This is a genomic window from Brevibacillus formosus, assembly GCF_003013405.1.
In the GTDB taxonomy this organism is placed as follows: Bacteria; Bacillota; Bacilli; order Brevibacillales; family Brevibacillaceae; genus Brevibacillus; species Brevibacillus formosus.
On sequence record NZ_PXZL01000033.1, the window covers coordinates 15,552 to 29,986 of the forward strand.

Annotated in this window: 11 protein-coding genes; 10 read left to right on the forward strand and 1 reads right to left on the reverse strand. The window is 50.4% G+C overall.

Translation table 11 applies throughout. The annotated features are described in order from the left end of the window. Position 1: 1 nt before the first annotated feature. A complete protein-coding gene (locus C7R91_RS24810; protein WP_047071821.1) occupies positions 2-388 on the reverse strand; it encodes a DUF4280 domain-containing protein in 387 nt (128 codons plus the stop codon). 171 nt (positions 389-559) lie between these two features. Here C7R91_RS24810 and C7R91_RS24815 point away from each other — a divergent pair, with 171 nt between their 5' ends. The 10 genes from C7R91_RS24815 to C7R91_RS24860 all read left to right on the forward strand — a co-directional run bounded on the left by C7R91_RS24815 (position 560) and on the right by C7R91_RS24860 (position 14,380). Further along, positions 560-3,316 carry an adenylate/guanylate cyclase domain-containing protein gene (locus tag C7R91_RS24815; protein WP_047071822.1) on the forward strand — a complete coding sequence of 919 codons (2,757 nt, stop codon included), beginning with the start codon at positions 560-562 and terminating at the stop codon, positions 3,314-3,316. A gap of 18 nt (positions 3,317-3,334) precedes the next feature. Beyond that, the gene (locus C7R91_RS24820; RefSeq protein WP_047071824.1) at positions 3,335-5,497 is read left to right on the forward strand and encodes an ATP-binding protein; all 2,163 of its coding nucleotides are present in this window, start codon (positions 3,335-3,337) and stop codon (positions 5,495-5,497) included. A gap of 130 nt (positions 5,498-5,627) precedes the next feature. After that, a complete protein-coding gene (locus C7R91_RS24825) occupies positions 5,628-6,182 on the forward strand; it encodes a Pvc16 family protein (protein ID WP_258183171.1) in 555 nt (184 codons plus the stop codon). Next, complete coding sequence (locus C7R91_RS24830; protein ID WP_047071827.1) at positions 6,182-6,988, forward strand: hypothetical protein; 807 nt, start codon at positions 6,182-6,184, stop codon at positions 6,986-6,988. The genes C7R91_RS24825 and C7R91_RS24830 overlap by 1 nt, the downstream gene beginning before the upstream one ends. Before the next feature lie 173 nt (positions 6,989-7,161). After that, positions 7,162-8,922, forward strand: a complete 1,761-nt coding sequence (locus C7R91_RS24835; protein WP_047071828.1) for a phage tail sheath subtilisin-like domain-containing protein — start codon at positions 7,162-7,164, stop codon at positions 8,920-8,922. A 37-nt stretch (positions 8,923-8,959) separates the two neighbouring features. Further along, positions 8,960-9,391, forward strand: coding sequence for a phage tail protein (locus C7R91_RS24840; protein WP_007721341.1), 432 nt, complete (start codon positions 8,960-8,962; stop codon positions 9,389-9,391). An 86-nt stretch (positions 9,392-9,477) separates the two neighbouring features. Continuing rightward, positions 9,478-9,855, forward strand: a complete 378-nt coding sequence (locus C7R91_RS24845; protein WP_047071832.1) for a hypothetical protein — start codon at positions 9,478-9,480, stop codon at positions 9,853-9,855. After that, positions 9,852-10,043 carry a DUF6760 family protein gene (locus C7R91_RS24850; protein WP_007721336.1) on the forward strand — a complete coding sequence of 64 codons (192 nt, stop codon included), beginning with the start codon at positions 9,852-9,854 and terminating at the stop codon, positions 10,041-10,043. The genes C7R91_RS24845 and C7R91_RS24850 overlap by 4 nt, the downstream gene beginning before the upstream one ends. Positions 10,044-10,048: 5 nt before the next feature. Further along, complete coding sequence (locus tag C7R91_RS24855; protein ID WP_047071834.1) at positions 10,049-10,513, forward strand: phage tail protein; 465 nt, start codon at positions 10,049-10,051, stop codon at positions 10,511-10,513. Between the two features lie 33 nt (positions 10,514-10,546). Further along, complete coding sequence (locus C7R91_RS24860) at positions 10,547-14,380, forward strand: hypothetical protein (RefSeq protein WP_047071836.1); 3,834 nt, start codon at positions 10,547-10,549, stop codon at positions 14,378-14,380. Positions 14,381-14,435: the final 55 nt, after the last annotated feature.

Genomic DNA, 14,435 nt, shown 5'->3' on the forward strand with positions numbered 1-14,435 from the left:
GTCAGGGAACTTGTATCGTCGCTTGTCCGGGGTTCGTGATCTGAATGACGCCACCCCAGCTGCACATGAGCTTGGAGGTTTGATTGAGAGCAGGCATGTTGGCGACGAGAACAGTAGGGGAGCCAGGGACCCAAGGGGCGGCGGTGACAGGAACGCAGGGGACAGGAGTGAAAACACCCAGCTTCGCTGCTGTGGCTGCTGCGACCTGAGGGTTGGACATCGTATTACACATCCCGAATGGAAGGATGTTTACCATCGGTTTATTGTCCATAATGTTTGCGATCGGCATACTGGTTGTCACGCGATTCACCGGGAGCACCATGAGTGAACTGGGAGCAGCACCGAAGCTGCACTGTAGCATGGCTCCTCCGCAGACGAGTTGTCCCATGAAGCCAACTCCTTTACATAAAGTCATCTGGTAAGATATTGAAAATCAATCTGTATAGTAGTATAAATGTCAAATAGAGAAGATGTATAGCGAAATTTGTAATTTTTAGTATAATGTTGCTTGGTATCATTTTCGAAAATACGTTTTCGAGAGATGGGAGAACCGCAAACGATGGGAAATAACAAGAAGTATTCCTGGTTGACCGGATTGCTGATTGTATTTGTTGGGATCGGCTTGCTGCTCGCTTGGAACGTGAATAGAAGCGGGAAGCAGGATGAACCGTTTCAAGGGATCAACAGCATCGCGGTCAATAGTCAAAAGGATGTCGTCCTCATAACGGATGGACACCAAAAGCTGACTAGCCTGTACCCCGATCGGACGCTAAGGTACCAGCAAGTACTGGAGCAAAATCCAGAAGAAGGCTTGGAAAATTTCACAGAGGTAGCCATCGACGAAGAAGGCTATGCGTACGTGCTGATCACAAAGCTCGATAGCTTTGGTTTGCGGACCGTATCTGAGAGAATCGTGCGAATGTCGCCAGATGGAGAAATCGTACAAGTCGTGTATGAGGATGCATACGGAGCGAACAGCTCGTACAAGCGAATCGGCAAGATACGCTCCCTGCAAGTCGCGAAAGATCGCCTTTATTTTTATGTGTATCAACATCCTGAAGTGATTGCCTATCAATTTGTACCCTCTGATTCACCCCCCACACAACTCTATCAAATCCAATTGCCTAATGAAGTATACGTCAATGAAATTACAGGAGTAGACCCACGACATACCTATGTCACTACCAAGCGCGGAGAGTTTTTCCAGATCGACGTTCCCCCAGGAAGCGGGGAAGCTCAAGTAAAAGGTCCGCTTTACATTCACTCCGAACGCTCGGAAAAGAATCGTACCGTCCCCGATCATGTCAAAGTGGGGCCAGCAGGTCGCCTTCTTTTCTACAATTCTGATCAAAATGTCATTGAACGCTTCGATCCCGCACATCCAGATGAAATCGCCTTGATGGTGCCCTCCAAAACATTCGAGCAGATCAAGTCAAGCGATAGCAGCGCCTTAACGGCGTTTGCTATAACTCCCCAGTATGAGATCGTAGTCGCCACAGATAGTCAACTGGCCTTCCTGGACCAACAAGGAAATGTGATGACCAAGCTCACGTCCCCGTCTATATCCGGAGAAGACCGCTTGAAGGAATGGACCTGGTGGACAGGATTGGGTATGGAAATTCTCTTGTTTTGTGTCATTCAGTTTCTGCTGTTTCGCCTCTTCCGGATTCCGTTGATTATCAAGCAAACGATTGTGATAGCCCCACTTATTGTTGTCCCTGTATTCCTTCAACTGGAGGGAACGAAGCTGACCTTCTCGTTTATGGAGCAGGAAAATCAAACCGATCTTCGTCTCCAAGCCTATGTGATTTCTACGCTGATCGAAGGGGACAAGCTGGATGGAATCAACGGAGCCATTGATTACATGAATGCGGATTATCAAGCAGTACAGGCCAACCTGAAAAAACTGGAGGTCCCAGATGATGTGAATGTGAACAGGGGGCTGTACAAAACGATCTACAAATACAAAGATGGCGAATTGTTTCTCATGATGGATGACAATGACAGCGCAGAAGTATTTGAGAATGTGTCCATTGATGACGAGTTCCGCAGTGTGGTCATGAAACGGGAGATCGTCTCGGGTAAAGCACAGGATCGGACAGGCTACTGGATGTACGCGATGGCCCCGATCTACAACTCCGCAGGCAAGCTATCCGGTGTGTTGGAGTTGGGCAGAGAAATGAACGGGGTCCGCATACAGCACAACGAAATGTCCCGTGAGCTAGGCCGTGGCGCTGCGCTAGTCTGGTCGATTTGTGCGAGTCTATTCTTCCTTTTCTCGTGGCTGACATACCGAAACATCCGCAATCTGCAAACGAGCGTCTCCGATATGGGAAGAGGCGACTACAGCGTGGTGGCTAGGGTTCGCTCCATGGATGAAATTCAAAAGCTGGCAGAAAGCTTCAACCAAATGGCAAAGCGCATTCGTCAGTACATTTCGAATATCACGAGGATGAGCGAGGCGAACAATCGCTTTGTGCCGCAGCAGTTTATCCATTTTCTCGGGAAGGAAAGCATACTCGACGTGGAGCTGGGAGATCAGGTGGAGCGGGAAATGGCCATTATGCGAATGAGTCTGCAATCGTTTCATGCCATCTCGCATCGTCTGCGACCAGAGACGACCTTCCGCGTCATCAATGCGTTTCTCAAGCGTTTTGCTCCGATTGTGAACGAGAATCAAGGGATGATTACCGAATATCTCGATCCCGGGGTGCTTGCTGTTTATCCAAAAGAGGCTAAAGACGCGTTGGATGCGGCGGTACAGATGCGTCGTACGTTAGCAGACTATAACGAGCAACGGGCGGAAAAAGGATACGATCCGATTGAATTGCGAGTTGCCCTGCATCACGGTCCGCTGATGCTCGGAATTATTGGCGAGGCGACACGTCTCGAGGCTGCGATCATATCAGATCACGTCCGCGTAGTGGAGAAAATGGAAAAGATGGCAGAAACGCTCGGAGCCTGCATCCTGATGTCCGATTCGCTGTTTGCCGAGATGAGAGAGAGTACGCCATATCGATATCGTGATTTAGGCTGGGTGCATATCGAGGGAGAAGCTCAGCCGATGCATTTGTACGACGTATACGAGGGGGACGCTGCCCAGATTCGCGCTCACAAGGATGAGACGAAGGAGTTGTTTGAGCAAGCGATTGCGATGTATCAAAATGGGAGGTTTCACGATGCACGCTCTGCTTTTTTGTCCGTCATCAAGCAAAACCGCTGGGATCAGGCGGCGCGACAGTATTTCTACTTATGTGACGAATACGCGCAAAAAGGGGCAGAACGAGATTGGTCTGGCGAGTTGAAAATATCGTAGGAGCGGTGAAAAAGCGAAATGACGAGTCCCGAACCGAATCACAACCAGTGGAACTATTACGAAGAAATGCTTCGATGGCTGGATATTCATCTGATGCGCTTGCTGGCTGTGCGAGCACAGCAGGGGGATGATTATCCGCTTGATCAAATGAGGGGGGTGATTGTCACAGAGGAAGAGGTCATACAATTACTCGAGGCAGCTCCGCCTGCAACGCAGCTATGGGAAGTCTTCACAGAGCGGCTGGCAGCATGCGAGGAACGACTTCATGCCCTGCACATGCGTGAAGCGGAAGCGGGTAGCGTACCGATTTTGGCAGTGGCAGACGCTTTTTCACTCAACCGCTTCGAGCTGGGGTGTTTATTTCTTTGCCTGTCAGTCGAGCTGGATCGGAAGTACGAAAAGCTGTTTGGCTACCTCCTCGATGATATTACGTGCAAGTCACCTACTCCCGAATTGGCGATGCAGCTATTTTGCCGGACAGCGACCGAGAGAATGGAAGCCTGGACAGCGTTTGCGCAAAAAAGCAAGCTGGGCCGATTGTTGCTTTTTACCGAGGGGGACATGGGCGGCAGCGGCTCTTGGCTCTCTCGTCCGTTAAAGCTGGATGAACGCATGCTGCACTTTTTGACAACGAAGAATGGAGGTGATGCGAGTCTGCCGCTTTGGCTATCCTGGAGCTTGCCAGATCAAGAGTTGGAACCGTTGGTAGGAGAGAGCGCGATTCATTTGCAGGAGCGCTTTGAAACATTGTGGGAAACGGCAGGAGCAGATTCGGAGCGGCTACTCCTGCATTTGCATGGTCCGACTGGCGTTGGCAAAAGGCATCGAGTGAAGCATCTGTTTCATCGGGTCAGGCGACCGGTGCTGTTCGTCGACGCAGAGCGCTTGATCCGCGAGGAAGCTTTTTCACGAAGAGTACAGCAGATCTTGCGGGAGGTACAGCTTCGTCGGGGTGTTCTGTGCTTGCATCAGTTCGAGGTGTTTCTGACAGAAGAGGTACAAACAGTTGGGCGCAAGCAGCTGTTGATAGATGAACTCGAAAGCTTTTCACGCCCCATTGCCATTGTGTCGAAAAGTCAATGGAAGCCGGAAAGCGCTCTGGGGAAGCGGATTTGGCTGGAAATGGAGGTGCCTAGTCCAGATGAAACGGAAAGGAGGCGATTATGGGAGACGGGCCGTGCAGGCATGAGCTTTTCTCAAGAGATTGATGTAGGCGTTTTGGCAGGTAAATTCAAGCTGAATGCCGGGCAAATCACCCGGGCGCTTCACAGAGCAAACGAGATGGCGATGCAGACGAAAGACAGGATCATTACGAAAGCACATCTCCATGAAGCTTGCTTCCTGCAAATGCGACATGGGCTAGAAAAGCACGCCACACGCTTGAACCCCAAATACAGCTGGGAAGATCTGATTTTGCCTGAGGAGCAACTTACTTTGTTGCGGAATGCCTGCAATCAGGTGACCTATCGAAATGTCGTTTTGGGGGAGTGGGGCTTTGGGCGAAAGCTCTCTTATGGCAAGGGCGTCAGCATGTTGTTTGCTGGGCCTCCGGGTACGGGCAAGACGATGTCGGCGGAAGTCGTGGCAAAGGAGCTAGGTCTGGAGCTTTTTAAAATTGACTTGTCGCAGGTGATCAGCAAGTACGTTGGAGAGACGGAAAAAAATCTCCACCACATCTTCTCGGAAGCGAGAATAGGCAATGCCATCCTCTTCTTTGATGAAGCCGATGCCCTTTTTGGCAAGCGCTCAGAAGTGAAAGATTCGCATGACAAATACGCAAATGTGGAAACGGCCTACTTGCTGCAAAAGATGGAGGAGTACGAGGGAGTCTCCATTTTGGCGACGAATCTCCTGCAAAATTTTGACGAGGCCTTCATTCGCAGAATCAACTACGTGGTGAAGTTTCCTTTTCCTGAACCGTACTATCGCGAAGAAATATGGCGCAGCATGTTCCCGGCCGATACACCGCGAGCTGCTGACATCGATTTTGAGTTTCTTGCGTCCAAGCTGCACATTGCTGGGGGCGGAATCAAAAATGTGGTTCTCGCAGCATCCTTCTTAGCTGCATCGGAAGGCAAACCCGTTTCCATGAGTCATTTGATTGCGGCTGCGAAGCAGGAGTTAAAAAAGACGGGTAAGCTGCTATTGAAAGAGGATTTGGGGGAGTACGCCAACAGGTAGCATGTCGAAGGAAGTGTGTAATTTTACAAAATTAGATAAAAATTCATGCAAAACCATTAATTTGAATGTTATGATAAGTATATTCTGTCAAATAATGTCGAGGTGAACAGGTATCAGCCAGTACACCGCCATTGCTGAAGTAGGAGAGACGCTGCTCGCTCTTTTGCGAAAAGAGATGACGCCGGAGCCGATCAGCCAACCCGAGCTGATTGGTCTAAGCTCGCCTGCTCAGCCAGGAGATTTGGCGTTAGCCTTGTTTTTATACGAAATCCGGGAAAGTCAGGAGAGGCAGCACATGATGATCAGTGAAGGTACTGATCAGTTGCGATATCCCCCAATGACGGTCAATCTCTCCTACATATTGACTGCCCATTCCCCAGCAGAACAGCATACCCGCATGCTGGACGAGCACCGCATCCTCGGGCGTGCCATGCAGGTTCTCTACGACAACGCCATTTTGCGTGGCGATCAGCTCCAAGGCTCTCTTGCAAACATGGATACAGAGCTTCGTGTCGTCGTGGAGCAGCCTCCCGTTGATAAACTCATCCAACTCTTTCCACATGTTCCGTACAAGCTATCCATCGGCTACTCGGTAGGGCCGGTTCATATCGATTCAACCCGAGTTCGTTCAACGAAGCGCGTACTGGAACGGGATATTCGCATACGAGGGGAAGGTCATGGTTAATGGATCAGCATTTCCAGGTGCGCATTCGTTCCGTCTTCTCGTATGCCGTCCGTCTGGTGGACATGTATACAAGAGGAGCTCCTTTTCGCTCGAGCTTGTCTGTTCGTTTGGCGAATCATCCACAAGTGCCCATAGCCAAAGGGGACGGATGGTATATCTTTACTGATTTGCCTGATGGGATTTACTCGCTCAACATAAGCAGCCGGGAGTATATGGATCGCTTCGTGACTTTCTCCGTGATCACTGGGAGTACATCTTACTCCGAACGAATCATTTACTTGCATCCGAGTCCAGCCTATCCATTCCGGTCAGGAGACTCCCTTGTTCGAGGGAGAGCCTGCGTGGCGGATGGTTCCCCAGCTGGCGGAGCCTGTGTGCAGGCTGTCATCTCATATGAGCGAGATGCCCCGGTGAAATTGGCCGAGGACGCAGACAAAGAGGCTACGGAGCTAATCGTAGCCAGTAAAAAGGGTCAAGTCGATTTGGCTGACGCTTTTCTTCTCGAAACACCCACATGCAAAGGGACGATCATTCGTTTTGCAAGTCCCCCAAAAGGTCGGGTTTACCCCTTGGCCGAACCTCTTTCTTTTGCCTACCCAAGAGGCACTGTCTTACTCCCACTGCTCGAGACGAACTGCGACGACAGAGGAGAATTCGTAGTTGCCCTTCCTTTGTTTCTGGAAAAAACTCATGCGCGTATGAAAATTGAAGTGCGGCGGGAAGAAGCCGCTGGTTTTGCCGAGCTTTCCATTCAAGCCGGTACGACCCAATCCATAGGTATCATCCAAATGAACAGATTTAAATAGGGTGATCCGGCAGTTGTTTGGCGTCGGTTCATGACATCCTGCTGCCTGATTATAGAGCAAGATTCACGTATCCAAACAATAAGTGGTGAAGCAAGTGATGAAATTAATCGGAGGGAGGGACTGATTGCAGGTTTCTGCTGCTGATACATGCGGAACTCTCCAATCAGGTTACGATGCCAGAGTACTTATCACCAGGGGTGTATGTCGAGGAGTTTGATAGTGGCCCCGTTCCCATGGAGGGAGCGAGTACGAGCACGGCCGGCTTTATCGGGCTGGCCCAAAAAGGACCCGTTGCGGGATTGCCTGAGCTGATTACAGGTGTCAATGATTTCCGCAAGTTGTTCGGTTCCTATTTGTCTGAGAATGCGTTTGGCGAATACCGTTATCTTGCCTACGCAGTGGATCACTTCTTTCTGAATGGAGGCTCCCGTTGCTATGTAATGCGGGTAGCGCCAGCAGATGCGAAGTCGGCTTCCAATGAAGGCAACAGCGAAGGAGCTGTCCTTCGAATTGCTGCCAAAAACCCGGGGGCATGGGGAAATCAGATCCGCGTAAATTTGATTCCGTCGAGCAAGGCAAAAACGCAGATTTACGAGCAGCTAGGCGAGACTCCTAAATACCGCGTGAAAAACAGTGCTGGCTTTCAACCAGGTGATGTCGTTTCTTTCTATGACGGTGAAACCAAGCAGTACAGCGAAGTGGTTTCTTCCCAAGACAATGTGATCGAGTTGTCTGCCGTGCTTACAGGAGACGTCATCGATAACAATCTGCTGCCGGTCAAAATTTTGTCTACATGCGAATTTACCGTGCAGGTCTTCTACAACGATGAGGCCGAAGAGTTCGATAAATGCTCGCTCAATGTCTCTGCTGCCAATCATGTCAGCAAGCTGTTGTCCAAGAGCAATATCGTAGAGGTCGAAGCGGGTGCTGCCCCAGCGGGCCCAGAGGTCATTCCGCCTTTTACCGTCATTTCAGGGATAGCGGAAGAAATCCAATCTGAGGGCGGGAAGACGGAATTCGGTCTGTATCCAATCTCGTTGGCAGGGGGCAGCGACGGTTCTGTCGCCAATCTGTCAGCGGGCGAATACATGGGGGAGGACCATGGACCGGGAAAACGTACGGGAATTCAAGCCTTCATTGATAACGACGAAGTGAGCATTATGGCCATTCCTGGCGTGACAGACCCAAATGTGCAGCTCGCGCTTGTGGCTCATTGTGAAAACCTGAAAAGCCGCTTCGCCATCCTCGATATCCCACGCGACAAGAAAAAAGTAAGCGATGTGTTGACGCATCGCAATATTTTCGATACGCAATACGCTGCTATCTACAATCCTTGGCTGCAAGTGTTCGATCCGCTGGACAAGCGTAACATCTACATTCCGCCATCAGGCTCCATGGCTGGTATTTACGCGCGCTCGGACAACACCCGCGGCGTCCACAAGGCGCCTGCAAACGAGGTCGTACGTGGCTGCACAGGACTGGATTGCCAGTACAATACGGGCGAGCAGGATATTTTGAATCCAAAGGGAGTCAACCTGATTCGCGCGTTTACAGGTCAAGGAATTCGCGTCTGGGGTGCACGGACGATGTCATCCAACGGGCTATGGAAGTACATAAACGTACGCCGCCTGTTCATTTTCCTCGAACAATCGATCAAAAACGGGACAAACTGGGTGGTATTTGAGCCGAATGACGAGAGGTTGTGGGCCCGCGTCCAACGCACGATTGATTCTTTCCTGACGCGTGTCTGGCGAGATGGTGCGTTGATGGGCTCAAGTCCGCAGGAAGCCTTCTACATTCAAATCGGCAGAAGCACGATGACGCAAGATGATATCGACAATGGCAGATTGATCTGCGTGATTGGTGTAGCTCCTGTCAAACCAGCAGAGTTCGTCATCTTCCGTATTACGCAAAAAACATCTGATCAGCAATAATTCACGGCGAAAAACGGTGTGAGGAAAGGGGTACAGTATGGCAGATCGTAAGGATCCATACCGCAAGTTTCGGTATCGGGTAGAGATGGACGGCATTCAGCAGGCAGGCTTCAGTGAGGTGTCGGGCTTTGATGCGTCTGTGGACGTAGTCGAGTATCGCGAAGGCAATGAGGTGATTACACCGCGCAAGCTCCCGGGCTTGGCGAAGTACGGGAATATCACGCTGAAATGGGGCGTGACGGATTCGATGGATTTGTACAACTGGATGCAGGATACCATTCAGGGCAAGGTCGCACGCAAAACGGTCACGATCATTGCCATCAATGAAGCCGGAGATGATGTCGCTACATGGAAGGTCATCGAAGCATGGCCGACCAAATACACGGCGCCTGATTTTAACGGTACGTCTTCAGAGGTAGCGATTGAGCAGCTGGAAATTGCCCATGAAGGAATGACACGCACGAAATAATAGAAAATCCCGACGTCAAAGAGTGGCAAAGAAAAGGCTTACCTTTGTCACTCTTGCTGGCCTCGGATGATGAGGAGGATGACACCATGGCATTTAAAACGGAATACGAATTTGAGCTCCCACGCGGCTATGTCGATGAGGAAGGCAACCTGCACAAGCGAGGAATCATGCGCTTGGCGACGGCTGCCGACGAAATTTTGCCGATGCGTGATCCGCGCGTTCAGCAAAACCCCGGCTACCTGACGATTATTTTGTTGACGAGAGTAATTACCAAGCTGGGAGATGTACGGGGAATAGACACAAAAGTGGTGGAACGGCTGTTTACGGCGGATCTCGCGTACCTGCAAAACCTGTACAGACAAATCAATGAATTGGACAGCTCGATGTTCAAGACATCTTGTCCGAAATGCGAGCATGAATTTCAGGTAGACATGGCTTTTTCAGGGGCGCTGGAGGGAGTATGAGTGGATACCCCGTCGACAAGATCTATGAAGAAGCCGCCTTCATCGCCTACTATTTTCACTGGCCTCACGACGAGATCATGTCGATGGAACACAAGGAACGGCGGCGCTGGTGTGAGGAGATATCCGCCATCAATCGCAAGCAAAATGACGAACCGGAAAATGTTTTTGATGTGTTTAAGCGGAGGTGATTCTGGTGTTTGCCAATGAGAATCCATATTACACCAACCTCCGATTTCGTGTGGACTTTCTTCCGTTTGGATTGGAGATGGATGGCATCTGGGTCGCTGGATTTAGTGAAGTGTCCGGACTGGCAGTCGAAACAGAGCTGGAGGAGTACCAAGAGGGCGGCGTGAATCATTTCGTCCACAAGCTGCCGAAACGCAGCAAGTTTCCCAACCTGGTCTTCAAACGAGGGTTTGTGAGATCAAACGAGCTGTGGAGATGGTATGAGGAATTCCACTTTGGCCCGCCAGAAAAGCGCAAGCGCAAGCAAGGGGCAATCATTCTTATGGACGCAAACGGAAACGACGTGGGGGCTTGGGCATTTGAAGGGGCTTATCCGGTCAAGTGGGTAGGACCGGAGTTCCGGGCCACGCATGGAGAAGTAGCCGTCGAGACATTGGAAATCGTGCACCACGGCTTAAAATCGTATTTTTAAGCCTTATTCCGTCTGCAAGGAGCAAAAGAAACGATGATAACGATCAAGGCGCTCCCACCTTCGAGTCGTCCATCACTGCTGCCAAGGGCGTCCAACCAAGGCTTTGCACAGAGCATCATGCAGAAGTATCGGCACGGGGAAGGTCGCGATCCTGGCTATCTCGCTTTGATCCATCGTGATTTTTCGCCGAGTATCGGAGGGCAGGAAAACCACTTTTATCAGACTGTCATTCATGTACGCATGCACGTACAAATGGGCTCCTACCTCGGATTGAATCGAGAAATGTTGCCGAACGGACAGGCTGGCTTACCAGGGTCAAAAGAGCGTGTCGTCATGACGGAAGCATCGGGATCAGGACGAAAAATACGATCTGCTACTTTGATACATGAGCTTTTTCGGAAGTGGGAGCCATCCAAATCAATCGAGAAGGTTTACCTCCCACGGATCATGGTTGTCTCAAATGGAACAGATAGATATCACTGGTCCAAATATGTTCAGTCTTCGGTTCCGCGAGCAAGCTCACTTGAAAAATGGCTGCCGCTGTGGCGGTCTGAAGAGCAGATTCACCCGGCCGATTTTGCTCCGCCGGAGTTTTTGGTACACACGTCGCTAAAGGGTGACGCTGGCGAACGCAGGAGCATGCAAAATGAACGTGAGCGGATACGGCTCGAATTAGCGACAAGAGTAAATGCCAATTGGATTTCACGTCTCAGAGCGACTCGTTCTGAAGAAGTCCGATTCGAACAATCGGGAGTTCGCTACTTTTTGCAGTTCCGCAGAGGGATGGAACCGAGGTTTGGGATCTGGTCTTCTCCTGTTTTGCTAAAAAAAGCAGAAGGACGGGCTGCGAACTCTTTCTTGGAACGCTCGGTGCGGACAGAGAGAGAGGAAATTGGCGGCCGAGATATCACAAATCTAATCGTTCATGAAAGTGAACGTACACGTTGGTCAGTAGCTTCCCAGCAGACTGAACTGTGGGGGAGTCTGAGCTGGCAGCAAGGTCGCGCAACATGGCTGCCAAAGACGGTGACCGCGCATGCACGTCTACGTGTTTTACTGCCGATTGTTTTTCAGAGAAACAGTCAACATCCGAAAGCAAAAAGCGAGTGGATGCTGAAAACACTGTCTGAAGCTTCTTTTATTCCATTGGAACGGGAGATACTTCAGAGCAATGAGCTTTCGAAGATATTCACGTCCTTATTGCCTCGCATGCTTCATCGAGCGGATGCTGGTCGGACCAACCAGCAGGCTGTAAGGGAACGGTTTAAACAGCTGTTTCGTTTGGCTCAACAGTTTCCGAAGGCAGTAAGCGAACGTGGGCTAGCGGTGCTCGGTTCTCGACAGAGGCTGAAGCAGATACAGAGCAGGCGGGAAGACCAGTCGAGCACTTTGTTGCATTGGTTACGCCAGCTTGTCCTAAGCCAAGAGCAACTGGCAACCGTGTTGGGGCCTCAGATAGAGCAGAAGCAGCCGAATCGCATTACTTTACACCCGTTGCAACTGCTTTCTTTCGAAACTATGGCAACAAGGAATCAAAGGAATCAGCGGACATACGAGTTGCTTCAACAGATGGTATTACAGGTAGCCAGACTGAACGAGAGTGTCAGGGAGCAGTCCGTTCGCTTTCGTTCAAGCCATGAACAAACTCATTTTGGCAAAACGAGCGTGATTCCGGCTGTGTCTCGTGCTTCTTATCAACAGCTTGACTTGCTACAGCAAGAGTGGTGGACGGGGGTGTCGTTACGCGTTTTGCACCCCATGCATGGGCTCCCGTTCTCATTGCCTATAACACGTGTCACAGATAGCTCCCAAACAGTCCCGCCTCCGCCTCTTTCGCAGTCAGTTGTCAGGAAGTCGATCACTACTCATTGGATACAGAGCCTGCCGTCCGCTAATGCTTCTGTTTTCTTTGAAAAACGGGGATGGTTGAACCAGCCTTGGCCCAAGGAATATCTTGAAACTATTAACGAGATCGAGCGTGAGCCAGTTGGTATAACTAGTACTACACGGTTTGAATGGAAACGCTTCGTGCCGATCCTCCATATGAATCGCCAACGCTGGCAGAAGCTACAAAATCGTTACGTCAGTTCGACCCACCAGGAGACGAACGGGAAGTCTGTGATGTCGTGGGCACATGTTCAACAGATGGTGGCAGAACAGCTCAGAGAAAGGAAGCTCCTTGCTACTAGCACTCATGCACCAAGAAACCTTCTGTATGAGCCGGAGAATCAATCTCTGCATCCTGCGGCAAGTATGCCTAGTAGATGGTTGATGCACCCGTTGAATGTTCGGACCAAAGAGAGTACATCCGAAGGCATCTCTCATCCATTTTTCCGGCTAGCTATTCATTTTCTGCAAAATAAGCATCTTATTCAGATGTCATACGAGATGATACGTCAGCAATTATCGTCTCAGGGTGGGAAGTACAAGCAGACAGATGTCGCCTTCTCTTTGGCCAAGAATCAAGCAATGTTCAGCGCGCCCGAACGAAAAGCGACGGTCATGATGGTACACGAGCATGAGCATAGTCCAATATGGCACACCGTCTTCCTAAAAAATGAACAGAGTACAAGTCGAGCATTCGTGCATACTCGTCGTCATGATCGGGAAATTGCCATAGACTGGATTGGATTGGGAGGAACAGACCATCAGCGATTGTACAACACGTCTGCGAAGCCGTTTTCTATCAAAGAAGACGTCTTTGACAGGAACGCATTGCGACGGATAGCTGCTGCGGAACTAGGGCTTACGATCCTCTTGCAAAAAAGCTCGAAGCTGGCAGCGATGAGCGAATATGCAAAGGTAGGCTCAACATTCACAAGTGGGAAAGCTCCTCCCCCGAGCAGTGATAAGCAACCGAATGATCACTCAAGGTCTCGCAAGGGCGAAAGCAATCTATTACGAGAAAGCCATCAAGCTCGTGAAAGCAGTCACACTCGCTTTTTACAGAAGACAGCCAGCTTGCTGACAAGCTCCCTTGCCCTACGTGCTCGTCCCTATCTTCAAGTCATGGAGCAAATCAGAAAAGCAATCCAGACTGATTTCCGGACGGAAGCATATGTACAGAACCAACATTCACTCTCGACTGTTCTGAATCGTCCCGATGCACAAATGGTTGTTCAGAATCAATGGGGAGCACTCCATAGCCTTGTGAATGGTCAAAGCGTGTTGGTGCCCGAAAGTTTCATGCATGAAAGTGGAGGATCCATTGATTTTGTCTTGGAGAGATTGCATTCCAGACAGCTTAGTCGCCGCAGCCGTTTTCAACAAAGCAACCATGAGCATATTCTGACGGTCAACCAGAAGGCGCAAACGGTCAAACGGCTAACAAGTGATGAGGCGCAGGAGGTCGAGGTTCGAGACGCTAGGCTTACGCCGCTGCAAAGACTAGGGCTATTCAACTTGGGGTCAACATCAATAGCGGCGGGAACAGTGGAACAGGCGGAAAAAAACACATCCCTAACACTTGTTTCAAAGCCAATGGTTGCAATAACAATTCAGCCATCACTCCTGCATGCTTTGCAGCAAGGCCAAAGAGTACCCAGAGAATTCGAGCAGCGCTCCCTGTCCGAAAACGCAACCCATATTCATCGCCGAGGATTACGCACAGCAGACAGCCACGCAAGCCCTGCGGCTATCGTTCAGTCGCCGTCCATGGAGTACCTGCGAAAAAGCATCCCTCCTCAAGAACCCGCGGTGCAGCAAGCGACAACACTTCCACTCCAGCGACAAGTCGATCTACACGTGCAAGAGAGGGCTGGCAATCAGACGTCGTTATCTCCACAAGAAGTGGAGCGATTGATGGATAAAATGATGAAGGAGCTGGACAAGCGCCTCACTCAAGAGCGGCAGCGACGAGGTCTATAGGCAAGAATTTCGCATTCACAGACGACTATTTCTTCGGTAAAGAGAGGCAAATGCC